This window comes from Pseudomonas sp. HMSC065H01, from assembly GCF_001815235.1.
In the GTDB taxonomy this organism is placed as follows: domain Bacteria; phylum Pseudomonadota; class Gammaproteobacteria; order Pseudomonadales; family Pseudomonadaceae; genus Pseudomonas; species Pseudomonas aeruginosa.
Genome location: NZ_KV819863.1, coordinates 41720 through 66099 on the forward strand (window position 1 = coordinate 41720; position 24380 = coordinate 66099).

Annotated in this window: 20 protein-coding genes, 1 tRNA gene and 1 pseudogene; 11 read left to right on the plus strand and 11 right to left on the minus strand. The window is 66.8% G+C overall.

The window, feature by feature from the left end; all coding sequences use genetic code 11:
* Positions 1–18: 18 nt before the first annotated feature.
* A complete protein-coding gene (locus HMPREF3014_RS12085) occupies positions 19–1875 on the plus strand; it encodes an Lnb N-terminal periplasmic domain-containing protein (protein ID WP_003094784.1) in 1857 nt (618 codons plus the stop codon).
* Here HMPREF3014_RS12085 and HMPREF3014_RS12090 read toward each other — a convergent pair.
* Both HMPREF3014_RS12090 and rtcR read right to left on the minus strand, forming a co-directional pair.
* The gene (locus HMPREF3014_RS12090) at positions 1869–2423 is read right to left on the minus strand and encodes an NADAR family protein (RefSeq protein WP_004352744.1); all 555 of its coding nucleotides are present in this window, start codon (positions 2421–2423) and stop codon (positions 1869–1871) included. The two genes, HMPREF3014_RS12085 and HMPREF3014_RS12090, sit on opposite strands and share 7 nt — an antisense overlap.
* 55 nt (positions 2424–2478) lie before the next feature.
* Positions 2479–4074: an RNA repair transcriptional activator RtcR gene (gene rtcR / locus HMPREF3014_RS12095; RefSeq protein WP_016852122.1), complete on the minus strand. Its 1596-nt coding sequence runs from the start codon at positions 4072–4074 to the stop codon at positions 2479–2481.
* A 314-nt stretch (positions 4075–4388) separates the two neighbouring features.
* Between rtcR and HMPREF3014_RS12100 the strand changes: the two genes are divergently transcribed.
* The 8 genes and pseudogenes from HMPREF3014_RS12100 to HMPREF3014_RS35100 all read left to right on the plus strand — a co-directional run bounded on the left by HMPREF3014_RS12100 (position 4389) and on the right by HMPREF3014_RS35100 (position 10662).
* Positions 4389–4462: transfer RNA gene (locus HMPREF3014_RS12100), tRNA-Arg, on the plus strand.
* Between the two features lie 271 nt (positions 4463–4733).
* Positions 4734–5879, plus strand: a complete 1146-nt coding sequence (locus HMPREF3014_RS12105) for a slipin family protein (protein WP_003119411.1) — start codon at positions 4734–4736, stop codon at positions 5877–5879.
* A 55-nt stretch (positions 5880–5934) separates the two neighbouring features.
* Positions 5935–7149: an RtcB family protein gene (locus tag HMPREF3014_RS12110; RefSeq protein ID WP_003161782.1), complete on the plus strand. Its 1215-nt coding sequence runs from the start codon at positions 5935–5937 to the stop codon at positions 7147–7149.
* Positions 7150–7185: 36 nt separating this feature from the next.
* Entirely contained in the window at positions 7186–7998 is an 813-nt protein-coding gene (locus HMPREF3014_RS12115) for a nucleotidyltransferase domain-containing protein (RefSeq protein WP_003105094.1), read from the plus strand.
* Entirely contained in the window at positions 7995–9020 is a 1026-nt protein-coding gene (rtcA, locus tag HMPREF3014_RS12120) for an RNA 3'-terminal phosphate cyclase (protein ID WP_023087808.1), read from the plus strand. Before HMPREF3014_RS12115 ends, rtcA begins: the two co-directional genes overlap by 4 nt.
* Positions 9021–9121: 101 nt before the next feature.
* A complete protein-coding gene (locus HMPREF3014_RS12125; RefSeq protein WP_003107850.1) occupies positions 9122–9499 on the plus strand; it encodes a hypothetical protein in 378 nt (125 codons plus the stop codon).
* Positions 9500–9622: 123 nt separating this feature from the next.
* Positions 9623–10164 (plus strand): annotated as a pseudogene (locus tag HMPREF3014_RS35095) (cytochrome-c peroxidase); the annotation flags it as partial.
* A 102-nt stretch (positions 10165–10266) separates the two neighbouring features.
* Positions 10267–10662, plus strand: coding sequence for a cytochrome-c peroxidase (locus HMPREF3014_RS35100; RefSeq protein WP_235584588.1), 396 nt, complete (start codon positions 10267–10269; stop codon positions 10660–10662).
* A gap of 58 nt (positions 10663–10720) precedes the next feature.
* Here HMPREF3014_RS35100 and gdhA read toward each other — a convergent pair whose 3' ends face one another.
* The 8 genes from gdhA to ettA all read right to left on the minus strand — a co-directional run bounded on the left by gdhA (position 10721) and on the right by ettA (position 21878).
* On the minus strand, positions 10721–12058 hold the full coding sequence (gene gdhA, locus HMPREF3014_RS12135; protein WP_003116276.1) for an NADP-specific glutamate dehydrogenase: 1338 nt from the start codon (positions 12056–12058) through the stop codon (positions 10721–10723).
* Positions 12059–12353: 295 nt separating this feature from the next.
* Complete coding sequence (locus HMPREF3014_RS12140; RefSeq protein ID WP_003141567.1) at positions 12354–13745, minus strand: outer membrane protein transport protein; 1392 nt, start codon at positions 13743–13745, stop codon at positions 12354–12356.
* Positions 13746–14004: 259 nt separating this feature from the next.
* Positions 14005–14493: an alkane oxidation protein activator PraA gene (gene praA / locus HMPREF3014_RS12145; RefSeq protein WP_003119407.1), complete on the minus strand. Its 489-nt coding sequence runs from the start codon at positions 14491–14493 to the stop codon at positions 14005–14007.
* 596 nt (positions 14494–15089) lie between these two features.
* Positions 15090–16367, minus strand: coding sequence for an efflux RND transporter periplasmic adaptor subunit (locus HMPREF3014_RS12150; RefSeq protein ID WP_003116277.1), 1278 nt, complete (start codon positions 16365–16367; stop codon positions 15090–15092).
* On the minus strand, positions 16357–17838 hold the full coding sequence (locus HMPREF3014_RS12155) for a TolC family protein (protein ID WP_003456774.1): 1482 nt from the start codon (positions 17836–17838) through the stop codon (positions 16357–16359). The genes HMPREF3014_RS12150 and HMPREF3014_RS12155 overlap by 11 nt, the downstream gene beginning before the upstream one ends.
* Entirely contained in the window at positions 17831–19024 is a 1194-nt protein-coding gene (locus HMPREF3014_RS12160; RefSeq protein WP_016852126.1) for an ABC transporter permease, read from the minus strand. Before HMPREF3014_RS12160 ends, HMPREF3014_RS12155 begins: the two co-directional genes overlap by 8 nt.
* On the minus strand, positions 19021–19707 hold the full coding sequence (locus HMPREF3014_RS12165; protein ID WP_003103142.1) for an ABC transporter ATP-binding protein: 687 nt from the start codon (positions 19705–19707) through the stop codon (positions 19021–19023). Before HMPREF3014_RS12165 ends, HMPREF3014_RS12160 begins: the two co-directional genes overlap by 4 nt.
* 506 nt (positions 19708–20213) lie before the next feature.
* Positions 20214–21878 carry an energy-dependent translational throttle protein EttA gene (ettA, locus tag HMPREF3014_RS12170; protein WP_003094829.1) on the minus strand — a complete coding sequence of 555 codons (1665 nt, stop codon included), beginning with the start codon at positions 21876–21878 and terminating at the stop codon, positions 20214–20216.
* A 110-nt stretch (positions 21879–21988) separates the two neighbouring features.
* Here ettA and HMPREF3014_RS12175 point away from each other — a divergent pair, with 110 nt between their 5' ends.
* Together HMPREF3014_RS12175 and escR are read left to right on the plus strand one after the other, a co-directional pair.
* On the plus strand, positions 21989–22174 hold the full coding sequence (locus tag HMPREF3014_RS12175) for a hypothetical protein (protein ID WP_003161789.1): 186 nt from the start codon (positions 21989–21991) through the stop codon (positions 22172–22174).
* Positions 22175–22370: 196 nt separating this feature from the next.
* Entirely contained in the window at positions 22371–22889 is a 519-nt protein-coding gene (gene escR, locus HMPREF3014_RS12180) for a TetR/AcrR family transcriptional regulator EscR (RefSeq protein ID WP_003094834.1), read from the plus strand.
* A 50-nt stretch (positions 22890–22939) separates the two neighbouring features.
* On the opposite strand, the gene oprJ is transcribed toward escR, so the two are convergent.
* Positions 22940–24379 (minus strand): multidrug efflux transporter outer membrane subunit OprJ, encoded by a 1440-nt coding sequence (gene oprJ / locus HMPREF3014_RS12185; protein WP_003116284.1) that lies wholly within the window; start codon positions 24377–24379, stop codon positions 22940–22942.
* Position 24380: the final 1 nt, after the last annotated feature.

A 24380-nucleotide genomic window follows, 5' to 3' on the forward strand; every position in this document is an offset into this window, starting at 1 on the left:
AAGCATTAAGCCTTGCCGATGCCGAAACGCCTGTTGCCCTGGATGGCGCTGTGCGCCTGCTCCCCCCTTCTGGCTGCGCCCACGGTTCCCGAGGCCCGCCTCCAGCAACTGGCCGCCGATCCCTACTGGATCGCCCTCGGCCACTACGAACGCGGCAAGCTCGGCGGTTGGCGCAGCTACGTCGACGACGAGCGGTTCTTCCTCGCCGACAACGGCGAGAGCCACCCGGACGCCGAACTGGCGGCCACGCTAAAGGCGCTCTATGCCTCGCCCAGCCTTGGCGACAAGCACGCTCAGTGCGTCTACCCGGCGCGCACCCGCTGGCTGCGCCAGCAACTGCAACTCGACGACCTGCCGCAGCCGCAGTGCGGCGAATACGACAACTGGTACCGCGACATCAACCCGCACAGCGCGGTGCTGGTGTTCCCCGCGGCCTACCTGAACAGCCCGTCGTCGATGTTCGGCCACACCCTGCTGCGCATCGACCAGGCCGACGTCACCAGCAACAACACTGCCCTGCTCAGCTACGCGCTGAACTTCGGCGCCTACATCGAAGGCATGGACAACAGCATCCTCTATGCCTGGAAAGGCCTGATGGGCGGCTATCCCGGCCTGTTCGCGCTGGTCCCGTACCGGGAGAAGCTGGCCGAATACAGCCGCCTGGAGAACCGCGACCTCTGGGAATACAAGCTGAACCTGACGCCCGAGGAGACCGGGCGCATGGTCGAACACGTCTGGGAACTCAAGCAGGTCCGCTTCGACTACTACTTCTTCGACGAGAACTGTTCGTTCCGCCTGCTCGAACTGATGGAGATCGCCCGCCCGGGCATCGAGCTGACCGAGCAGTTCCCGCTTACCGCGATCCCCACCGACACCGTCCGCGCGGTGAAGAACGCCGGGCTGATCGAGCGCATCGACTACCGGCCGTCGCGCGAGAAGGAACTGCTCGCCCGCGCCGAACCGCTCGACCATGCCGAGCGCGACTGGGCCAAGCGCCTGGCGGACGACGACAGCCTGCTCGACGCTCCCGACTTCAAGGCCCTGCCGATGCCGCGCCAGGCGCTGATCCAGGACGCCGCCTTCCGCCTGGTGCGCTACCGCGCCACCGGTCAGGCGCGTGACAGCGGCATCGCCTCGCGCAGCTACAACCTGTTGCGTGCGATCAACCGCAACCCGCCGCCGGACCTCCAGGTCGAGCGCCCCGGCCAGCCGGAAGACGGCCACGAGTCACGGACCTGGCAGTTCGGCGTCGGCAGCCGCGATGACCGCGCCTTCGCCGAGTACGGCCTGCGCATGGCCTACCATGACCTCGCCGATAACGCCTATGGCTTCCCCCTCGGCGCGCAGATCGAGATCGGCCAGCTCAAGCTGCGCCAGTACGAAGGCAACCGCTGGCAGTTGCAGAATCTCGACCTGGTCACCATCCGCTCGCTGACCCCGCGCAACCAGTTGCTCAAGCCGCTGTCCTGGCAGGTCGCCGGCGGCCTGGAGCGGGTGCCGGGCGAGGACGGCGACGAAAACCTGGTCAGCCACCTGAACGGCGGCGCCGGCGGCAGCTGGATGTTCGGCGACGACCTGCTGCTCTACGCCATGGGCACCGCGCGGATCGAGAACAACAGGGACTTCGCCGCCGCCATCGCCCCGGCGGTGGGCTTCGACAGCGGCCTGCTGTGGCGCAACCCGCTGGGCAACCTGACCCTGGAGGCCAAGGGCGACTACTTCCACAACGGTGAAGTGCGCCGCAGCCTGGGCTTCGTCCAGCAGGTGGAGCTGGGCCGCGACCTCGGCCTGCGCCTGAGCGCCGAACGCGAGTTCAGCCATGTCGGCAAGCCGATCAACGAGGTGAAGCTGGAGCTGCGCTGGTACTACTACTGAGCCAGCCTCCGGCGCACCTCCATCAGGGCGAAGCCGAGCAGGTTGAGGCCTTGCCAGGTCGCCGGCTCGGCTGCCAGGGGATCGCTCGCGGCCAGGCCGATGCCCCAGATCGCGTCCACCGGGCTGGCCTCGACCAGCACCCGGTCGGCGGTGCCCAGAAGGTATTTCTTCAGCGAAGCGTTCTGGCCGAACTTGCCGAGGTTGCCTTCGATCACGATTCCCACCCGCTCGGCGTTCCAGCGTGCCTCGTCGAAGCCGGCGACTTCGCGGCCGAGGGCCTTCGCCTCGCCTGGGCTGCGCGCCGCCAGGATGCGCTCGAGCAACCTAGGGTCGTCGAACAAGCGTGCCTTGGCCGCCATCATGTAATGCTCGGCGCTGGCGTAGCGCACCCCGTCGAGCTTGAACGAAGCCTCGTACCACTGGCTGAAACAGCTCTTGCCGACCTTGTCATCCGTCGCCGGGCGATGTCCCCAGAAATACAGGTATTTGAAGCTTTCGCCGGCCGCGCAGCGCTGGCGCAGCCGCTCGACGTCCATTATCTCGCTCATCGGCATTCGTCCCTGGAGCCCGTGAAAAGACGCCAAGGATATCCCGAAGTGGTGTTCAGGCGCGTATCTGCGCCCAGTCCAGGCCGAAACGCGCCAGGTACTTGCGCAGCCGGTCGGCGTCGTTGGGGTTGCGCTTGTCCTGGCGCGAAACGGCAAACAGCCGGCGTCCCGCCTCGGAAAGGGTCTTAGCCCCGCGGCACACCTCCAGCACCGCCTGCAGTTGCAGGCGGTCGAACAGATCCAGGACCTCCACCCGCTGCCCCAGCAGATCGGCCAGTGGCTCCCGGCCCGCATCGAGCCCCCAGGCCTGGCGCAGGCGGAGGATCTCCTCCTCGACCAGCGCCTCGTCGATCCGCCCGCTGTCGGCCAGGGTCGCCATCCGTGTGATGGAAGCCGACAGCTCGCGGAAGTTGCCGGCCCAGCGCGCTTCGCTGGAACCGGCGAAGGCCAGGTAGCGACGCTTGGCCTCCAGGTTGAAACGCACCTGCCGCCCTTGCTCGCGGGCGTGCCGCTCCAGTTCGAAGTCGATGTTCGGCTCGATGTCCTCGCGGCGTCCAGCCAGGCCCGGCAGCTCGAAGGTCCACAGGTTGATGCGGGCGAACAGGTCCTCGCGGAACAGGCCTTCGGCCACTCGTCCGCGCAAGTCGCGGTGGGTCCCGGCGATAAGCTGGAAGTCGCTCTCCACCTCACGGTCCGAACCCAGCGGGAAGAAGCGCTTCTCTTCGATAGCCTTGAGCAGCATCGCCTGTTCGTCGGCGCCCAGCTCGCCGATCTCGTCGAGGAACAGCATGCCACCGTCGGCTGCGCGCAGCAGGCCTTCGCGCGCATTCTGCGCGCCGGTGAAGGCGCCCTTGACGTGACCGAACAGTGCCGACATCGCGCCGTCGCCGCGCAAGGTGGCGCAGTTGACCTCGACGAAACGCCCGTCGAGCTGGTGCCGGCTGCGCTTGAGTTCATAGATGCGCCGGGCGAGGAACGATTTGCCGGCACCGGTCGGCCCCACCAGCAGCATGGGTGCCCGCGAACGCACGGCGACCCGCTCGATCTGCTCGATGGAGCGGTTGAAAGCGGCATTGCGCGTGGCGATTCCCGACTTGAGAAAAGCCAGGCTTTCCTCCTGTTCGCGGCGGAACCGCGAGGCGATGCGGTCGTAGCGGGACAGGTCGAGGTCGATCAGCGTCGCCGAGCCCTCGGGATGGCGCGCCTCGTCCTTGCGCCGCGACGGCGAGGTCTGCACCAGCCGGGCCGGCAGGTAGCGCGCCTCGGTAAGGAGGAACCAGCAGATCTGCGCGACATGGGTCCCGGTGGTGATATGCACCAGGTAGTCCTCGCGCTCGGTGTCGAAGGGGTAGGCGCTGACGAAATCGTGCAGGGCGCCATAGACCTCCTCGAAGTCCCAGGGGTTGCGCAGTTCCATCTGCTGCAGGCGGACCTCGGTATGCGGCGACACCGCGGCGATGTCGGCGCGAATCCGCTCGGCCAGGCCGAGGTCGCGGGCGTCGTTGCCGTGGATCAGTTCGAGGCGGTCGATCAGCAGGTCCGGCTGCTGGCACAGGCCGATGCTCGGCCGCCACTTTTGCCAGCGCGCCGCGCCCTTGCCGAGACGGTCGAGGGTGGCGCCGATGAAGCCGATGGCGACCGTGCGTTTCATCACTGCTTATCCTTCAAGATAAAGATCGATATGAAAATATATAGAAATAGCCAGGCATCTCTCCATCGAATTCGCCGACGAAGCGCAATAAAAAATTTATTCACCTTTAAAATCAAACAGTTAAGCAAGAAACAGTCTCATCGATAAAAACCTGGCACGCCGCTCGCTATATCCATTTCGACCGCATCGCCCATGCAGGCCGACGGGTCGGGACTCCAGTCCCGCCGGTGCCCGAGCCCACCCCTGGTGTCGGCGTCGTGCATGCCGCCCGCAACAACGACGGTCATTCGCGAATGACGGCAATGCCGCTTCGCGGTTCGATAGCTCAGCCTGGTAGAGCAACCATCCACGAAATGGTCTGTCGCGGGTTCGACTCCCGCTCGAACGTTGCCTTAACGGCAATCACTCAATGGCAACACCCGCCGGTGTGGCCGAGGCGAACTGCGCAAGCGGCCAGGAAGGCCGGAGAACGCAAGGGAGCCGAAGCCGCCGCCGGCCCGTCCGGCCCGCGGTTCGGGCACGGGGCAAGGCAGGCCGGGGATCGAGGGAATCGATCGTATGGACAGGACGTCCGCCAGGCCAACCTCCTCCGCGCTCCACCCACGACGCTCGACGGGCCGGCAACACCGGCACCACGGAAGAATGAAAGGAATGAAGAGATGAAAATGCTGAAGCGCTTTATCGTGAAGAAGAACGAACGCGGCCTGCTGTATTCCGAAGGCGACTTCCTCGCCGTGCTCGAACCGGGCACCTACCGCCGCTTCGATCCGTACGACCGCCTGAGCCTGGAAAGCTTCAGCCTGAACACCCCGCAGTTTGAACACCGCCTGGCCGGCTACCTGCGGCAGAGCGAACCGCAACTGGTGGAGCGCTACTTCACCCGGATGGACCTGGGCGACAACGAGGCCGGCCTGCGCTACGAGGACGGCGTGCTGGTGGAGTTGCTCGCACCGGGCAGCCGCCGACTGTACTGGAAAGGCCAGACCGAGCAGCGCCTGGAGCGCATCGACCTGACCCAGGACTATCGATTGTCCGCCGCGCTGGTCGCCCAGTTGCACCAGCCGAACCTGCGCGACCGCGCCCTGGCGGGCCTGGACGCAGTGTTGCTGGTCCAGGTGCCGGCGTTCCAGGTCGGCGTGCTCAAGGTCGACGGCGCCCTTGCCGGCCTGCTGCAAGCTGGACAATACGGTTTCTGGCGCTACAACCGGCAAGTCAGCGTGGAACTGGTCGACACCCGTATCCAGGCGCTGGAGGTCAGCGGCCAGGAGATCCTCACCCGCGACAAGGTCAGCCTGCGCCTGAACCTCGCCGCCAACTGGCGCTACAGCGACGTGCTCACCGCCTTCTCGCGGCTGAGCAAACCGCTGGAGTATCTGTACCGCGAGCTGCAGTTCGGCCTGCGGGCGGCAGTGGGCACCCGTACCCTCGACGAACTGCTGGAGAACAAGCAGTCGATCGACGAAGCGGTCAGCGCCCACCTGGCCGCCAAGCTGGAAGACAGCGGCCTGGAAGTGAGCGGCCTGGGCGTGCGCGACATCATCCTCCCGGGCGAAATGAAGACCCTGCTGGCGCAGGTGGTGGAGGCGGAGAAGGCGGCCCAGGCCAATGTGATCCGCCGCCGCGAGGAAACCTCGGCGACCCGCTCGCTGCTGAATACCGCGAAGGTCATGGAGGAAAACCCGACCGCGCTGCGTCTGAAGGAACTGGAAACCCTGGAGCGGGTGGCCGAGCGCATCGACCGGATTTCGGTATTCGGTGGCCTGGACCAGGTATTGAACGGACTGGTCACGCTGAAGCAGGCCTGATCACGAACGATAGCCGCGCCGTCGACAAGACGGCGCGGAGCACAAGGAAAGCACGATGAAAGACATGAATATCCTCGAAGTGGCCGGCGGCAAGCCGATCAAGCTCTGGACCCAGGGCGTCCCGGTGGAGGAGGAAGCGCGCCAGCAGTTGCTGAACACGGCGAAGATGCCCTTCATCTTCAAGCACCTGGCGGTGATGCCTGACGTACACCTGGGCAAGGGCTCGACCATCGGTAGCGTGATCCCTACCCTCGGCGCGATCATCCCGGCCGCGGTGGGCGTGGATATCGGCTGCGGAATGATCGCCGCGCGCACCTCGCTGGTCGCTGCCGACCTGCCGGACAACCTGCACGGCCTGCGCAGCGCCATCGAGCAGGCGGTACCCCACGGCAAGACCTTCGGCCGCCGCGACCGCGGCGCCTGGCACGAGGTACCGGAGGCCGCCGACCAGGCCTGGAAGGCGCTCGCCGGTCGCTTCAAGGCGATCACCGACAAGCACCCGAGGCTGGAGAAGACCAACAACCGCCAGCACCTGGGAACCCTCGGCACCGGCAACCACTTCATCGAGGTCTGCCTGGACGAGGCCGACCGCGTCTGGTTCATGCTGCACAGCGGTTCGCGCGGGGTCGGCAACGCCATCGGCAACCTGTTCATCGAACTGGCCAAGGCGGACATGCGCCAGCACATCGCCAACCTGCCGGACAAGGACCTGGCCTACTTCGAGGAAGGCAGCCGGCACTTCGACGACTACGTGGAAGCGGTCGGCTGGGCCCAGGATTTCGCCCGGCAGAACCGCGCGCTGATGATGCACGCGGCGATCGAGGCGGCGCGCCAGGTGATCCGCAAGCCGTTCGAAGCCAACCTGGAGGCGGTCGATTGCCACCACAACTACGTGCAGAAGGAGCGCCACTTCGGCCAGGAGGTACTGGTCACCCGCAAAGGCGCGGTGTCCGCGCAGAAGGGCCAGCTCGGCATCATTCCCGGCTCGATGGGGGCGAAGAGCTTCATCGTCCGCGGCCTCGGCAACCAGGAAGCGTTCTGCTCGTGCAGCCACGGCGCCGGGCGGACCATGAGCCGGACCAAGGCGAAGAAGGTCTTCAGCGTCGCCGACCAGGCGCGCGCCACCGCCCACGTCGAATGCCGCAAGGACGCCGACGTGATCGACGAGATCCCGATGGCCTACAAGGACATCGACCGGGTCATGGAAGCCCAGCGCGAGCTGGTGGAAGTGCTGCACACCCTGCGTCAGGTGGTGTGCGTGAAAGGATGACGGGCGCCCTGTGGCGCCCGCTGGGGAAGAATCGAAATGAACAGGGAAGAACGCCATCCGCTCCCCGCCGCCATGCGCGAGCGGGTACTGGATGAGCTGGAACGGATCGAACGCGAGCACGACGTAGTCGTGCTCTACGCCTGCGAGTCGGGCAGCCGGGCCTGGGGCTTCGCTTCGCCGGACAGCGACTACGACGTACGCTTCGTCTATGTGCATCAGCCCGAGTGGTATCAGCGCGTCGAGGAACCTCGCGACGTGATAGAACGTCCGCTGAGCGACGAGCTGGACATCAGCGGCTGGGAACTGCGCAAGGCGTTGCGCCTGATGCGCAAATCCAACCCGGCCCTGCTGGAGTGGCTCGGCTCGCCGCTGGTGTATCGGGAAGAGCCTGGCGTGCGCGAGGAACTGCTCTGGCTGGGCAGCGCCTTTCACTCCGTACCAGGCAGTCGCCATCACTACCTGTCGATGGCACGCAAGAACTACCGGGGCTACCTGAAGGGCGACAGCGTCCGGCTGAAGAAATACCTCTACGTCCTGCGTCCGTTGTTCGCGGTGCGTTGGCTGGATGCAGGCCTGGGCTTGCCGCCGGTGGCGTTCGAGAGGCTAGTGGAAGCCACGCTGGACGATCCGTCGCTGCGCGAAGAACTGGATGCCCTGCTGAGCCTCAAGCGTCAGCGCGACGAATCGGCCTACGGCCCTCCGCGCCTGGCGCTGCAACGCTTCATCGAAGCGGAGTTGCTCCAGGCCGAACGAGGGGCCACCCAACCAACCGGCGCGCGCCAGGACAGCCGACTGCTGGATCGCTACCTCCACGACAAGATATGGCAATACACAAGGGAAACCTCATGAGAAAGGACCTCATCGAACTCGACGGCAGCGAAGGCGGCGGGCAGATCCTGCGTAGCGCCCTGAGCCTGTCGATGACCAGCGGCCAGCCGCTGCGCATCCGCAACATCCGTGGCCGGCGCAGCCGTCCGGGGCTGCTGCGGCAGCACCTCACCGCGGTGCGCGCGGCGGCGGAAATCTGCGCGGCCGAGGTCGAGGGTGCCGAGCTCGGCTCACGCGAGCTGGCGTTCCGGCCCGGTGCGATCCGCGCCGGCGACTACGCCTTCGCCATCGGCTCCGCCGGCAGTTGCTCGCTGGTACTGCAAACCCTGCTGCCGGCGCTGCTCGCGGCCAACGGCGAAAGCCGGGTGAGGATCAGCGGCGGCACCCACAATCCACTGGCGCCGCCGGCGGACTTTCTCCGCGACAGCTGGCTGCCGCTGTTGCAGCGGATGGGCGCGGAAGTCGACCTGGAACTGCTGCGCCACGGCTTCGTACCCGCCGGCGGTGGCGAGCTGCTGGCGCGGGTACGCCCGGCACGCTGGCGGCCGCTGCAACTGGAGCATCCCGGCGCGGCGCTGCGGCGCCAGGCGCGGGCGCTGCTCGCCGGGATTCCCGGGCACGTCGGCGAGCGTGAGCTGGAGAGGGTCCGCCAGCGCCTCGGTTGGAGCGACGAAGAACGCCAGCTGGAGTTCCTCGCGGAGGACCAGGGGCCGGGCAACGCCCTGCTGCTGCGGATCGACTGCGAGCACATCTGCGCGACCTTCTGCGCCTTCGGCCAGGCCGGCGTCAGCGCCGAACGGGTGGCGGAACAGGTCGCGACGCAAGCCATCGGCTGGATGGAAAGCGGCTGCGCGGCGGACGAGCACCTCGCCAACCAATTGCTGCTGCCCATGGCCCTGGCCGGCGCCGGCAGCTTCACCACGCCGCGGCTGAGCGCCCATCTGCAAAGCAACCGCCGGGTTATCGAACGCTTCCTGCCGGTGAGGATCGGCGACCAGGCGCTGGACGGCGGCGGTCATCGCATCGTCATCACATCGGCTTGACGAATTCCTCACCAATGCCGACCTAGACTCGCGCCGGACCTGCCAGCGGGCCCGGCGCGAATCTCCGGGAGCCCCATCCCGGCGGTCGAGGAGTCCCGGCCATGTCTTCTTCGCGTCTCGGCGTGCTTGTCCTCGCCCTGATCCTGCTCACCGCCACCCTGCTCGGCGGCTGCGAAAGCACCCACCAATACCTGCTCGCCAAGGGCTACCCGCCCGCCTATGCCGACGGTTTCGACGATGGCTGCGGTAGCGGCCGCCAGGCGGCCGGCTCGATCAGCGGCGAATTCCGCAAGGACGTCCCCCGCTACCTGCGCGAGGCGATCTACGCCAGCGGCTGGGGCGACGGCTTCGAGCAATGCCGGTCGATGGCGCGGAGCGAAGAGCGGCGGCGTTTCGAGGAGCGCCAGTGGGACGACCGCGACGACGATTGGCAGCGCGACCGCGACCGCGCGTTGGCCCGGGCCTTGCGCGAGCGCTGAAGCACGCTGCGACAACCATCCGCAGCACCGATCCCGGTGCGCTTGATCCACGTCAAGCCGGGCAGCGCGCCGCTGGCCTCTCCTCACAGGACCGGTTGTAACGCCTGATAAGGAGAAAAAAAGATGCAGTCCTCGCAACTGCTCCCGCTTGGCAGCCTGTTGCTGTCGTTCGCCACGCCCCTCGCCCAGGCCGATGCCCTGCACGACCAGGCCAGCGCGCTGTTCAAACCCATCCCCGAGCAGGTCACCGAGCTACGCGGCCAGCCCATCAGCGAGCAACAGCGCGAACTCGGCAAGAAACTGTTCTTCGACCCGCGCCTGTCACGCAGCCATGTGCTCAGCTGCAACACCTGCCACAACGTCGGCACCGGCGGCGCCGACAACGTACCGACGTCGGTCGGTCACGGCTGGCAGAAGGGGCCACGCAATTCACCGACGGTCTTCAACGCCGTGTTCAATGCCGCGCAGTTCTGGGATGGCCGTGCCAAGGACCTGGGGGAGCAGGCCAAGGGTCCGATCCAGAACAGCGTCGAGATGCACAGTACCCCGCAGTTGGTCGAACAGACCCTGGGCAGCATCCCGGAATACGTGGACGCCTTCCGCAAGCCTTCCCCAAGGCCGGCAAGCCGGTCAGCTTCGACAACATGGCGCTGGCCATCGAGGCCTACGAGGCGACCCTGGTGACTCCGGACTCGCCCTTCGACCTGTATCTCAAGGGCGACGACAAGGCCCTCGACGCACAGCAGAAGAAAGGCCTCAAGGCATTCATGGACAGTGGCTGCAGCGCCTGCCACAACGGCATCAACCTGGGCGGCCAGGCCTACTTCCCGTTCGGCCTGGTGAAGAAGCCCGACGCCAGCGTGCTGCCCAGCGGCGACAAGGGCCGCTTCGCCGTGACCAAGACCCAGAGCGACGAGTACGTATTCCGCGCCGCGCCCCTGCGCAACGTCGCCCTCACCGCGCCGTACTTCCACAGCGGCCAGGTCTGGGAACTCAAGGACGCGGTGGCGATCATGGGCAACGCCCAGCTCGGCAAGCAGTTGGCGCCGGACGACGTGGAGAACATCGTCGCCTTCCTGCACAGCCTGAGCGGCAAGCAGCCGCGCGTCGAATATCCGCTGCTGCCGGCCAGCACGGAGACCACGCCGCGTCCCGCGGAATAACCGCCACAAGGAAAAACGGGGCTCCCCTGGAGCCCCGTTTTTCCTCTATGGGACGACCTCAGACCACGCCCTGCGCCAGCATCGCATCGGCGACCTTGACGAAGCCGGCGATGTTCGCCCCCTTCACGTAGTTGACCCGCCCCTGCTCCTCGCCGTACAGCAGGCAGGCATGGTGGATCGACTGCATGATGCCGTGCAGCTTGGTATCCACCTCGCCCTCGCTCCAACGCAGGCGCATGGCGTTCTGCGACATCTCCAGGCCGCTCACCGCCACCCCGCCGGCGTTCGACGCCTTGCCCGGCGCGTAGAGGATGCCGGCCTCGAGGAACAGGTCGACGGCTTCCAGGGTCGAGGGCATGTTGGCGCCTTCGGCGACACAGACGCAGCCGTTGGCCAGCAGGCGCCGCGCATCCTCGGCATCCAGTTCGTTCTGGGTCGCGCAGGGCAGCGCGATATCGCAGGCCAGGCCCCAGGGCCGGCTCCCTTCGAGAAACTGCAGGGAAAACTGCTCCGCCATCTCGCGGATGCGCCCGCGGCGCACGTTCTTCAGCTCCATCAGGTATTCCCACTGCTCGTCGGAGAGCCCCGCCTCGGCATACAGGGTGCCTTCGGAATCGGACAGCGAGATCACCTTGCCGCCCATTTCCATGACCTTGCGCGCCGCGTACTGGGCGACGTTGCCCGAGCCGGAGATCGCCACCCGCTGGCCGTCGAAGCCGCGGCCACGATCCTTGAGCATTTCCTGGGCGAAGTAGACGCAGCCGAAGCCGGTCGCCTCCGGGCGGATCAGGCTGCCGCCATAGCTCAGGCCCTTGCCGGTCAGCACCGAGGTGAACTGGTTGGACAGGCGCTTGTACTGGCCGAACAGGTAGCCGATCTCACGCGCGCCGACGCCGATGTCGCCGGCCGGCACGTCCAGGTCGGCGCCGACGTGGCGGTACAGCTCGCTCATGAACGACTGGCAGAAACGCATCACCTCGGCGTCGCTCTTGCCCTTCGGATCGAAGTCGGAGCCGCCCTTGCCGCCGCCCATGGGCAGAGTGGTCAGGGAGTTCTTGAAGACCTGCTCGAAGGCGAGGAACTTCAGCACCCCGAGGTTGACCGAGGGATGGAAGCGCAGGCCGCCCTTGTAGGGGCCGATGGCGCTGCTCATCTGCACCCGGTAGCCACGGTTGACCCGTACCCGGCCCTGGTCGTCGACCCAGGGTACGCGGAACAGGATCGCCCGCTCGGGTTCGACGATGCGTTCGATGATGCCGGCTTCCAGGTAGTGCGGGTTGGCCTCGAGGAACGGCCAGAGGGAACGCAGCACCTCTTCCACCGCCTGGTGGAATTCGGGCTGATCGGGATCGCGCCGCTTCAGGCGCTCGAGGAAAGCGTCGACGGATTGCGTCATTTTTCTCACCGGTTTCTAGTTTTGTGAACAATTTTTTGCGCGTGACTCTAACAAGCCAGGCGGCACCTAGAAAGTGCGAAATGACGCATTGATGAATCTTTATGGTGCAAAACTGAAACTTTCCGGGTCCGCCAGAACGGCTCGGGCCAGAGCACGCGCCCGGAACCAGGCTGCCTCCCGGGCGGGCCACGCACTGTTGAAGGGCGACGAAAGCACCGTTCGCGTGCATCCCGGCGCCAGATGCGAAAGGGCCTCCCCCGCCAGGGGGAGGCCCTTCCTCTACCTACGGCCGGGTCTAGAAGTCGTAGGTCGCGGACAGGCTGAACACCTGTCCCTTGCTGGTTGCCCTGCCATCCAGCCGCCCGCCGCCCAGGCGATCCTGGTTGACCGTCTTCAACGGCACCTCCTTGACGAATTGCCGCGAGTAGGCCGCGTCGATCGACAACTCCGGCATCGACTGAAAGCGATAGCCGGCGCCCAGGGAGGCGAAGTAGCGATCGCCGTCGGGAATCCGCGGGTCGCGGGTGGCATTGTGGGTCGGCGTCTGGTCGTAGGCGACCCCGGCGCGCATGGTCCACTGTTCGGTCACCTTGTAGTCGCCGCCCACCGCCAGGGTCCAGGTGTTCCGGTAGGTGTAGGGGATGGAGACGATCGTGTTGCCGTGGGACTTGAGGGTCAGGTCCTGGAACGACGACCACTCGGTCCAGGTGGCGCTGGCGCCCAGGCTCAGACGGTCGTTGAACTGGTGTACCCAATCCAGCGAGGCGTAGGCGGGGATATCCAGGCGCGCCGAGGCGGAAGCGCCCATGCGCAGGTCCAGGCCCGGATAGGCCAGGCCCGGGGTGCCGCCCTCGATGGCGCCCTCGGTCAGTCCACCGTCGTGGTCGTAGAGGTTGTAGTGCCCCTTCAGCTTGTTGCGGATCTTCGCGTGGTAGGCGAAGCCCAGGGTGTCGCGGTCGGTCGGCTTCCAAACCGCGCCGGCGAAGAAGCCGGGCGAGGTGTTGTCCACCTTGACCCGCATCAGCGCGGACGAGTTCGAGGCCGGGAACGGAATCCCGCCCATGCCCGGGGAGTTGGCGGCCGAGGCATAGAGATCGAGGTTCTGGCTGACGAAGCCGGAGGTGCGCTGGATGATCACCCCGGCGCCCAGGGAGAAGTTGTCGTTGACCTTGAACGACAGGGAGCCGGTCAGGCCGATCGTCTCGATCTTGGTGTCCACCGCGAAATCGCGGCCTTTCCAGTTCGGGTCCCAGGTGCTGCGCATTCCCATCGGAACGACCTGGCTCAGACCGAAGGCGAAGCGGTCGTTGATCGGTACGACCAGGAAGCCGGTCGGCAGCCACGCGCCGAATCCGGCCTGGCCGCCATCGTTGGTACCCAGCTCGGGGGTGCCCGGCCCGTCCTGGTAGCCGCCGGTCATGGGATTACCCTGGTAGTCGTAGGCATCGCCGTTGTACTTGATGTCGATATCGGCGTAGTTGACCGTCAACTGGGCGATCCGCTTGTCGATGAACGCCATGGCCGCCGGGTTGTTGAACGCGGCGCTCGGATCGTTGGGAAACAGCGAGCCGCCTGCCATCGCACGGCCCCAGCCCGCCGTGTTGGTGGTCGGCACCATGAAGCCGCCGGCTTGCGCCTGGGACGTGCCGAACAGTCCGCCGACGATCAGGGCGCAGAGCAATGGCAATGGTTTTCTGGCAAACAGGCAGGAAATATCGTTTTTGTTGTTCAAGGTTTCACCCCTGGTGGACTGCTAGTGCACGGGGCACGATGGTCGGCCTGCTTGAGCGTCCTGGCGGACACCCTCCCCCAGACCGTTTTCCATGTGCGAACGAGATTCTGCGCCGCTTCCGGCGGAAACTCCCTCGGACCTGCCGGCCCGCGAAGGACGCCTGGCAGCGGGAGCGCGAAACCGCTGGCGCCGAGGGCGCCAGCGGCAGCCCGGATTACGGGTTGACTACGAAGGCCGGGGTCGGCTTCACGCTCAGGCTGTTGATCTTGCAGTTGCCTGCCAGCGACTGATTGCTGGCGCTGAGGGTATTGGTGGCGTTGCTCCAGGAACCGTTGACGGTGCTCGGGCCACAGGTAGAGGAGAGAATCTTGAAGCCGACGCCATCGACCTTGCCGGCGGTGGTGCTGGAAACGGTCAGCTTCCACGGCAGGCCGGTCATCTGCGGCACGCTGCACAGGGTGTTGCTGCCGCTGACGGTGACGCTGTCGATCGAGGCATAGGAACCATCGGCGGCGGTCTTGCCCTTGAAGGTGATGTTGCAGGTCACTGGCAGATTGAGCGACGCCGGCGAGCTCACGCTGATGGTGCCAGGTGCGGTGAAGGCCGAGTTGACCGGGGTGATGGTGGCCGCGCTGGCCATGGACGAAACGCTCAGGCAGAGAGCAAGAGCAGCAAAGGACGGCAGGGACTTGATGGATTTCATTGTTTTGTATCCTTCCAGTGAGTTGGCAACGCTCGCGGTTGCCGAGCCTTGATCATGCGGCAGGATCGTCGCCGACCCGCCCCCACGACCACCTTGTGCCTTCCCGTCCGATCCACCTGCCAGGCGAACCACACCACCCGCCTTGGCCGTGCGTACCGGGATCGGGAGAGGCTTTACCTCATGAGTCCTATCCGGTGCCGACGCTGACGGTCCCCACGACGAGCCGGGACAGACCGGATATCGGAAAGATCCGATAGGGTTTGCCAACCCGCCGCGCCTCGAGATGCCCACCTGGCCGACCTCCGCGAACGCAGGCCTGACAGGGCTGGCAATCACCACGAAGGGGCAGTGGACCAGTCAACGACGGGAGCCAGAGTACGGTCAGCGCGGCTCTGGAAAAGCCTAGCGAAAGAAGGGGGTTGCCCCTCCGAAGGAAGGTCGGTGAATGCCGTGGAGGGCGGACGAAGCGTCGTCGCGAAGGAATCCTGATACCTCTGTCAACATCCGCGTCGGGAAGAAACGCACCATGACGGGGCGTACCTACCAGAATTGGCAGCTCGCGAAGCCACCCAGCCAACCCAAAGTTAGGTTGCCAACTATCGGTCGGACGAGGACGGCACGCGAACGAGACCCGGCTGCAACTCGAACACCTCCACGCCCTCCGGCGTGGAGCGTCCGATCTTGACCTGTTGCGCCATCACGCTGGCGCCGGGAGCCTGGCGAAAGTCCACGAACAGCCGGTCACCCTCGTGGCGTATCGCCTCCGGCGGCACGACGATGGCCTGTTCGTTGCGATAGGTGGTGACCGTCAGCTTGGCGCTCATTCCCAGACGAATCTTCTGCAACTGGCGGGGATCAAGCGGCGCTACCGACACTGTCACCTCGAACTGCGGGCTGCCTCCCTGGGCCATGCCGGGCAGAGCCTGACCACCGAGGGCGGCGATGACGCCCGCCAGCGTGGTGCCCTCGAAGCCGTCGCCACTGATTTCCACCGCCTGCCCTTCGCGCAACTGGTTGATATCCAGTTCGGAAACCTTCGCAGATACCTTCAGCCGCTCGACGCTGGCCAGGCCGAACAACGCCTGGCCCTGCCCCAGCTTGCTACCGGCCTGCACCGGTTCGCGGCTGCCCTGCTCGCCAGCCAGGCCGGGCGCCGCGACGACGATACCGGCAAAGGGCGCGCGCACCGTACGGCCATCCAGCTGGGCCTGCAGCGTCTCGTATTTCACGCTGGCGTTGGCCAGGTCCATTTCGGCGATCTGGCGATTCTCGCCCTGCCCCTTGGCGCGGGTCGACTCCACTTCCCGCCGGGCCGCCTCCAGGTCCATGCGCTGCTGGCTGGCCTGTTGTTCGAGATCGTCGAGTTCGTTGCGCGGGACGATCCCGCGCTGGAACAGCTCGCGGGTCTCGCGCAACTTGCGCTCGGTGCTGCTCTGCGCCAGCTGCGCGCTGCGCAGGGCACGACGGACCCGCGCCATGTCCTCGCCACGCTCCCAGTCGCGCAGGTCCTGCAGGGTGCGACGGGCCTTGAGCAACGCCGACTGTGCCTCGCGCACCTGCACGGCGATCTCGCGGGTGTCCATGCGCAGCAGCTCCTGTCCTTCCGCGACCCGCTGTCCCGGCTCCACCAGCAGCGCCTCGACATTGCCGGCGAAGGGCGCCGCCAGGGTCACCACGCGCCCCGGTTCCAGGCGTCCGACCAGGCCGATCTGATGCACCAGCGGGGCCGCCCGTACGGCGACCCAGCGCTCCCCTTCCGTGCGTTTCGCGGTGCCGCCGGCGAGGACCAGCCAGGCCAGCGCCGCGACAACCGCCAGGCCGGCGGCGAGCGACAATGCCGGCCGGCGCAGGAAGGAAAACCGGTCAGTGGTCATTGAGCGAAATCTCCCAGCTATCCAGGGTCATGCCGACGATCAGGTCGAGCTGCGTCTGCGCATTGAGAAACGAGATCAGGGCATTCAATTGGGTGTTCTCGACGTTGCGCAGGTCGGTCTCGAAGCTCAGCACCTGGAAGTTGCTCGAACGCCCGACGCGCAGCTTTTCCCGTTCGATCTCCAGCTTGCGCCGCGACAACGCGGTGGCGCGCTGGGCGATCTGGTACTGGCGCCAGCGCGTGCCGAGGTCGCGCACCGCATCGATGACGTTCTGCTCCAGGGTCTGCCGGGCATCCTCGATCAGGATCTTCTGGTTCTCTACGTCGACCTGGGCGCGCACCTCGGCCTGCCGGCGGCTGAGGTCGCCGATGGGAATTTCCACCTGTACCCCGGCGTAGCTGTCCCAGCTGCGTGAATTGTCGCCACCGCCCTCGCTGTAGCGGTCGCGGATCTGGCTGGCGCCGCCCACCAGCGAGACATCCCACAGGCGCTGGTTCTTCGCCAGCACCAGGTTGAGGTCGGCCTGGCGACTGCCGATCAGGCGTTGCAGGTATTCCGGTTGCTGCTGCAGGGCGGTCCTGATCGCCTGCTGGCGGTCGACCTCGATCGGCGTGGCGGCCAGCGCATCGCTGGCGCGGATTTGCGTCGACAGGTCCAGCGCCAGCAGTTGCAGCAGGGCCAGGCGTGCGCTGTCGACCTGGTTGGTGGACTCCTCGACATTGAGCTCCTGGCTGGCGACGTCGGCCTCGGTCTGCACGATCTCGAATTCGGCCATTCGCCCGGCGCGGATCATCGCCCGGTTGACCTCGAGCAGCTCCTGGGTCCGCGCCAGGGCTTCGCGAGCGATGCGCGCCTGCTCCTGGGCGCGCAGCAGCTCCCGGTAGGCGCCGATGACCTGGCTGATGGTCTGCGACACGCTGGCCTTGAGTTGCAGGCGATTGGCGTCTTCGGAGAGACGTGCCAGGCGCAGCGGCGCGGTGGTGACGTCCCAGCCCGCATCGCGCAGCAACGGCTGGACGACGGTCAGGTCGAGGCCATCGCTGCGGTAGCGCCCGGCCTCGTCGGCGGTGCGGAACTGCTTGACCCAGGCCAGGCTGAAGCGAGTGCCATATTCGCCAAGCAGGGTCGCGGTGGGCGAGACATTGCTGGTCCTCGTGCGGTCTTCGGTGGCGCGGTTGGCGCGATAGTCGCCGCGCACCACCAGCTTCGGGTTGAAGGCGTCGGCGGCGACGCGCAGGTCGAACTTCTGCGCGATCCGTTGCAGGTAGGCGCTACGGATTCCACGGTTGTTGCGCAGGCCAAGATAGACCGCGTCGCTCAGGCTGAGGTCGATCACCTGCTCGCTGAGCAGCACCGACCTGCCCTGCTCGCGGGCCATGCTCGGTACGTCCGGACTCAGCGCCGGGTTGACGCTGGCCGCCACCGGAAGAGCGGCGACCAGCCACAGCACGCCCAGGCCCCACCTATTCATCGCGCAGCGCCTCGACCGGTTGCAGGCGAGCCGCCGAGACCGCCGGATAGAGCCCGAAGAACAGCCCCACCAGCAGGGTACTGCCCATCCCCAGCGGCAGGGCCGCGTAGGCCAGGGAGAAGGTCCAGCCGGAGAACCTGGCGTAGAGATACGCAGCCGCCACGCCGAGCACCGCGCCCGACAGCGCGCCCGCGGCGGTCAGGGTCACCGCCTCGATCAGGAACAGGTTGCGGATGTCCCGCTGGCGCGCGCCCAGCGCCATGCGCACGCCGATTTCCCGGCGGCGTTCGGCGACACTCATCAGCATCACGTTCATCACTCCGACGCCGCCGCCGAGCAGGGAGATGATCCCCAGTCCGGCCAGCAGGTAGGTGAAGGTCCGGGTCTGCCGCTTGAGTCCATCGAGCACCTGCTGCGAGACCTGGACCTGCGCCTCGTGGCCGGGCAACCGCGCCGTCAGGGCCGCGCCCAGGGCCGCGCCGACGCTATAGACGTCCGCTCCCGGCGAGACCCGCGCCACCACATGGCTGACCTCGGCGGCCGGCTGCAGGCGCGGCATGCCCGGCGCCGGCACGAACAGCGAGTCGTTGGCGGCGAACGGCAAGAGAGCGGCGCTGGCCTGCGGCTGGAGAATGCCGATCACGCGAAACAGATAGTCGTTGACCGTCAGTTGCTCGCCGAGGCGCAGCGGATCGCCGGGCGCCCCCAGGGCCTCGGCGATTGTCGCGCCCACCACCACGTAGGTGTCGTGATCGTCGAAGCGCGAGAGGAAACGTCCTTCGCGCAGCCGCAGCCTGGCGGCAGCCGCGAGCCCGGCGCTGGCGCCGACGATACTGGCGTTGCTGGTGCGTCCGTGAAAGGTCACCGGCGCCGAGTACAGGCCCAGCGCCGCCAGGTGCTCCAGACCGGCCACGTCGCGGAGCAGCGGTTCGGTGTCGAGCGACGCCGGCATCGGCATCGGCGCCTGCGGGGCGAACGGGAACTGCACCACCAGGGTGTCGGTGCCCATGTCCTTGAAGATGCTCATCGCTTCGTCGGTCGCGTTGCTGCCGATGTTCAGCATCGCGATCACCGATGAACAGCCCATGACGATACCCAGCAACGCCAGCAGCGAGCGGCGCCCCAGCCCGCGAAGACTGGCGAGGGCCTCGTGAAGCAATTGCCGGGGCGACGGGCTGGAGCTCACCGGCAGGCCTCCGCCAGGTCCTCGTGCACCTCGCCATGCCGCACTGTCAGTTGGCGCCCGAGACGGGCGGCCAGGCTGGGATCATGGGTGACCACCACCAGGGTCACCTGGCGCTCGCGGTTGAGGGTGAGGAGCAGCTCCAGCACTTCTTTCGCGGTGCTCGCGTCGAGGTTGCCGGTTGGTTCGTCGGCGAGGATCAGCGCCGGCTCGCCGACCAGCGCGCGAGCGATGGCGACGCGCTGCCGCTGGCCGCCGGAAAGGTCCGCCGGACGATGGCCGGCGCGCTCGGCCAGGCCGACCCGGGCGAGCATCGCCTCGGCCCGCTCCAGTGCCTCGCGGCGCGGCATCCCTCGATAGCTCAGGGGCAGCGCGACGTTGTCCAGCGCGTTCAGCCGCGGCAACAGGTTGAAGCTCTGGAAGACGAAGCCGATCAGGCGGTTGCGGATCGCCGCCAGTCGGTCCCCGTCGACGCTGAAGATGTCGTGCTCGGCGAAGCGGTAGGCACCGCTGTCCGGGCGGTCGAGCAGGCCGAGGATATTCAGCAGGGTGCTCTTGCCCGAGCCCGACGCGCCGACGATCGCGCAGCTTTCTCCGGGAAAGATGTCCAGGCAGACGTCTTTCAGTATCTGCAGCGGCTGCCCCCCCAGGAGGTAGCCCTTGCCGATCCCCCGCAGGGAGATCAATGATTCGTGCTTGTTTGTTGTTGGCATTCGCACCCGACCGCTCGCATCCCTTCAAGGCCCGCCCGGTCGTACCGCCGCAAGGCCGGCGATACAGGCCGAACGGCCATACTGCTGATGATGGAGACAGCGCACAAGCCGCCACCACCGGCAACGCTACCCCGAGGCGCCAGCGCCGAGCGAAGGTAGCGGCTGGTCCGCCCGGCCAATGCCGGTACTCGATTCCGCCGGGCTTCGCCATATGGCGCGGCCTCTCCGGGCAGGCGGTATTGAGCGCACGGATCGGCTGCGCAGACCACTAGCAGAGCTGACACCATCGCAGCCGTCGATGCACCCCCATCTTTAGTTAGGTGAAGGCTCAGGCATGCTGCGTGGGAGCCTCCCCCGGGTACCGCCGATGGAGGTGTCCCTGCGCAGTTCCCATGTTCCCCAGCGCATGGCTCGTTGAATTCCAGGCATGAAAAAACCGCCGGCCGGCAACGCCGGCGGGCGGTTTCTCGAGGGTGCGCTTACGCCAGTTTCTTGTAGCGCACGCGGTGCGGCTGGGCCGCGGCGTCGCCCAGGCGCTTCTTGCGGTCCGCCTCGAACTCGGTGTAGTTGCCTTCGAAGAAGGTCACCTTGCCATCGTCCTCGTAGGAGAGGATGTGGGTGGCGATCCGGTCGAGGAACCAGCGGTCGTGGGAGATCACGATGGCGGAGCCGGGGAAGTCCAGCAGCGCCTCTTCCAGCGCACGCAGGGTTTCCACGTCGAGGTCGTTGGACGGTTCGTCGAGCAGCAGCACGTTGCCGCCCTGCTTCAGGGTCAGGGCCAGGTGCAGACGGCCACGCTCACCGCCGGAGAGGTCCTTGACGAACTTCTGCTGGTCGGCGCCCTTGAAGTTGAAGCGACCGACATAGCTGCGCGACGGGACTTCGTAGTTGCCGATCTTGATCTGCTCGAAACCGTCGGAAACCTGCTCCCACACGGTCTTGTTGCCTTCCAGGCTGTCACGGCTCTGGTCGACGCTGGCGATCTGCACGGTCTCGCCGATCTCGATGGTGCCGGAGTCCGGCTGCTCCTTGCCGGTAAGCATGCGGAACAGGGTCGACTTGCCCGCGCCGTTGCCGCCGATCACACCGACGATGGCGCCCTTGGGAATGCTCAGGGACAGGTTGTCGATCAGCACGCGGTCGCCGTAGCCCTTGGTCACATTGTGCAGTTCGATGACCTTGTCGCCCAGGCGCGGACCGGCCGGGATGTAGATCTCGTTGGTCTCGCTGCGCTTCTGGAATTCCTGCGACTGCAGTTCCTCGAAGCGCTGCAGGCGCGCCTTGGACTTGGCCTGGCGGCCCTTGGCGCCCTGGCGTACCCACTCCAGCTCGGCCTTCATGGCCTTGGCGTGGGAGGCTTCCTGCTTGGCTTCCTGGGCCAGGCGGGCGGCCTTGGATTCCAGCCAGCCGGAGTAGTTGCCTTCGAACGGGATGCCATGGCCACGGTCGAGTTCGAGGATCCAGCCGGCGACGTTGTCGAGGAAGTAGCGGTCGTGGGTGATCGCCACCACAGTGCCGGGGAAGTCGTGCAGGAAATGCTCCAGCCAGGCCACCGAGTCGGCGTCCAGGTGGTTGGTCGGTTCGTCCAGCAGCAGCATGTCGGGAGCCGACAGCAGCAGACGGCACAGCGCTACGCGGCGCTTTTCGCCGCCGGACAGGTGCTCGACCTTGGCATCCCACGGCGGCAGGCGCAGGGCGTCGGCGGCGACTTCCAGCTGGCGTTCCAGGTTGTGTCCGTCGGATGCCTGCAGGATCGCCTCCAGCTTGGCCTGCTCGGCGGCCAGGGCGTCGAAGTCGGCATCCGGCTCGGCATAGGCGGCATAGACCTCGTCCAGCCGCGCCTGGGCCTGCTTGATCTGGCCGACGGCCTCTTCGACGATGTCGCGCACGGTGGCCTGCGGGTCCAGCTTGGGCTCCTGCGGCAGGTAGCCGACGTTGATCCCCGGCATCGGCCGGGCCTCGCCTTCGATCTCGGTGTCGACGCCGGCCATGATCCGCAGCAGGGTGGACTTGCCCGCGCCGTTCAGGCCGAGCACGCCGATCTTGGCGCCGGGGAAGAACGACAGGGAGATGTCCTTGAGGATTTCACGCTTGGGCGGAACGATCTTGCCGACCCGATGCATGGTGTAGACGTACTGAGCCAAAACGAGCACCTCATGAAGAAAAGGAAAAAAACTCGGCCAAGTATATGACAGACCGAGAGAAAGCTGGCCAGCCACCCCGGTTTTCGTGGGGCGGGGCGCTTTGCCGGCGGATGTTCGCCGTCCGATTCCAGGCCGCTACGGTGACGCTGAGCAGCGTACTGGCCGCCCTTACTGTCTCCGCTACCCTCGTCCTGTCAAAGGCGTTCTGCCTGAGCGAGGCGGCGACCATCGCCCCGTGCGAGGTCTGGGTGGGCCTGGCACTGCTCGCGGCCATGGTGCTGCCGCTCAAGACCTGACGCGAAGCAAGGCGTGGGGAGATCCAGCCTGCTACAATTGATCCAAATCAGTCTCAAAAGAACAAAAAAAACCTCAAAAATGACACTCGCTCCCAGATCCGCCCAGCTACCCGACTCCCCGCACAGGGACAGTCTCGACCCAGCGCCCACCCCGTCGTCTCAGGACCAGCGCCTGCTCAAGGCCTTGGCCACCGCGATGGTCAATCATCCGCGCGCCACCATGGGAGAACTGGCGGAACTGGCAGGAGTGAGCAGGGCAACCCTGAACCGTCATTGCGGTACCCGCGAAGGTCTCAAGCGGCGCCTGGAAAGCCATGCCAGGAGTACCCTCGAACGCCTCACCCACAGCGCCGCCCTGCAGCGGCTGGAGCCGCGGGAAGCGCTACGCGAGCTGATCCGGGAACACCTCGCCCAGCGCGACCTGCTGGCGCTGCTGATGTTCGAGCAGAACCCGGGACGCCAGGCCGGGCATGGGGACGCCAGTTGGCAGTCCTATGTCGAAGCCCTGGACGCCTTCTTCCTGCGCGGCCAGCAGAAGCGTGTGTTCCGTATCGATATCAGCGCGGCGACCTTCAGCGAACTCTTCATCGTCCTGATCTACGGCATGGTCGATGCCGAGCGCCGCGGTCGCGCGGCCAGTGCCGGGTTGTCCGCCACGCTGGAGGAGCTGTTCCTGCGTGGCGCGTCGAACCCCGCACAACCTGCCAGCCCTTGAGCGGGCGGCAGTTGCCACCCGCTAGCACCGTTTCCCACACGTTTACCCGCTCAACTCCTGCCGCCTCGATGTACCACCAGGCTCCGTCCCTCGTCCCAGCCTCCGCCGAGCGCGCGGAACAGGTCGACCAGGGCGATCTGCCGCTGGGTGCTGCCGTCGATGAAGGCGATCTCGTTGAGGAAGCTGCTGCGCTGCGCATCGAGGTAGCGCAGGTGGTTGTCGACGCCACTCTCGTAGCGTGCCTTGGCCAGCTTCAGGGCTTCGTTGCTGCTGTTCGCCAGGGCGCGCAGGGCCTTCTCTTCGCGACGCAGGGTATCGCTGGCCGCCAGGGCGTCGGCGACCTCGCGGAAAGCGGTCTGGATGGTCCCCTCGTAGGCGGCCACCGCCGAATCCTTGCGCGCCTCGGCCAGGCTCAGGTTGGCACGGTTGCGCCCGCCATCGAAGATCGGCAGCGTCAGCGTCGGCAGGAAGCTCCAGGAGCGCGAGCCGCCATCGAACAGGCCGGACATTTCCGCGCTGGAGGTGCCGAAGCTGCCGGTCAGGCTGATGCGCGGGAAGAACGCCGCGCGCGCCGCGCCGATATCCGCGTTGCGCGCCCGCAAACGATGTTCGGCGGCAAGGATGTCCGGGCGTCGCTCGATCAGCTCGGACGGCGTGCCGGGAGCGATGTCCTGCAGCAGCTTCGGCCGCTGCCCCGGACTCCGCGGAATCGCCTGCGCGGCATCGTCGCTACCCAGCAGCAACACCAGCGCGTTGAATGCCTGCTGTTTCTGCCGCAGGTTGCGCTCCTGCTCGGCGCGCGCCTGCTCCACCAGGCCAAGGGCTTCCTGGTAGTCCAGCGCGGTGGCGGCGCCGGCCGCGCGGCGCTGGTCGATCAGGGCGAAGGAATACTCGCGGCTGACCAGGGTCTGACGGGTCAGCGCCAGGCGCCGCAGGGCGCCGTCATAGCTCAGGTAGGCCTGGCTGACCTCGGCGACCAGGGCGATCCGTGCCGCGCGCGCTGCCTCCTCGCTGGCCAGGTACTGTTGCAGGGCTGCGTCGGTCAGGCTCTTGACCCGACCGAAGAGGTCCAGTTCGTACTCCGGCAGGGCCAGCCCGACCTGGTAGCTGCTGGCCACTTCCGAGCGATTGCCGGCGGACAGGTCGGCCGGCTGCCGCTGGCGGTTGCCGGTGGCAGCGGCATTCAGGCCCGGAACCCGGTCGGCGCGCTGGATTCGGTACTGCGCGCGGGCCGCCTCGATATCCAGGAGGGTCTGACGCAGCGAGCGGTTGTTATCCAGGGCCACGCCCACCAGGCGGCGTAGTTCGGCATCGACGATGAAACTCTTCCAATCCAGCGTGTCGATCGCCGCGCCCTGGCGCTGGGCGGCGGCGCCGCTCCAGCTGTCGGCCACCGGCGCGGCGGGACGTTCGTAGGTCGGCGCCATGGAGCAGGCACCGAGGGTCAGGGCGATCAGCAGCGCCGATACGCCGAAAGCAGGTTTGCGCATC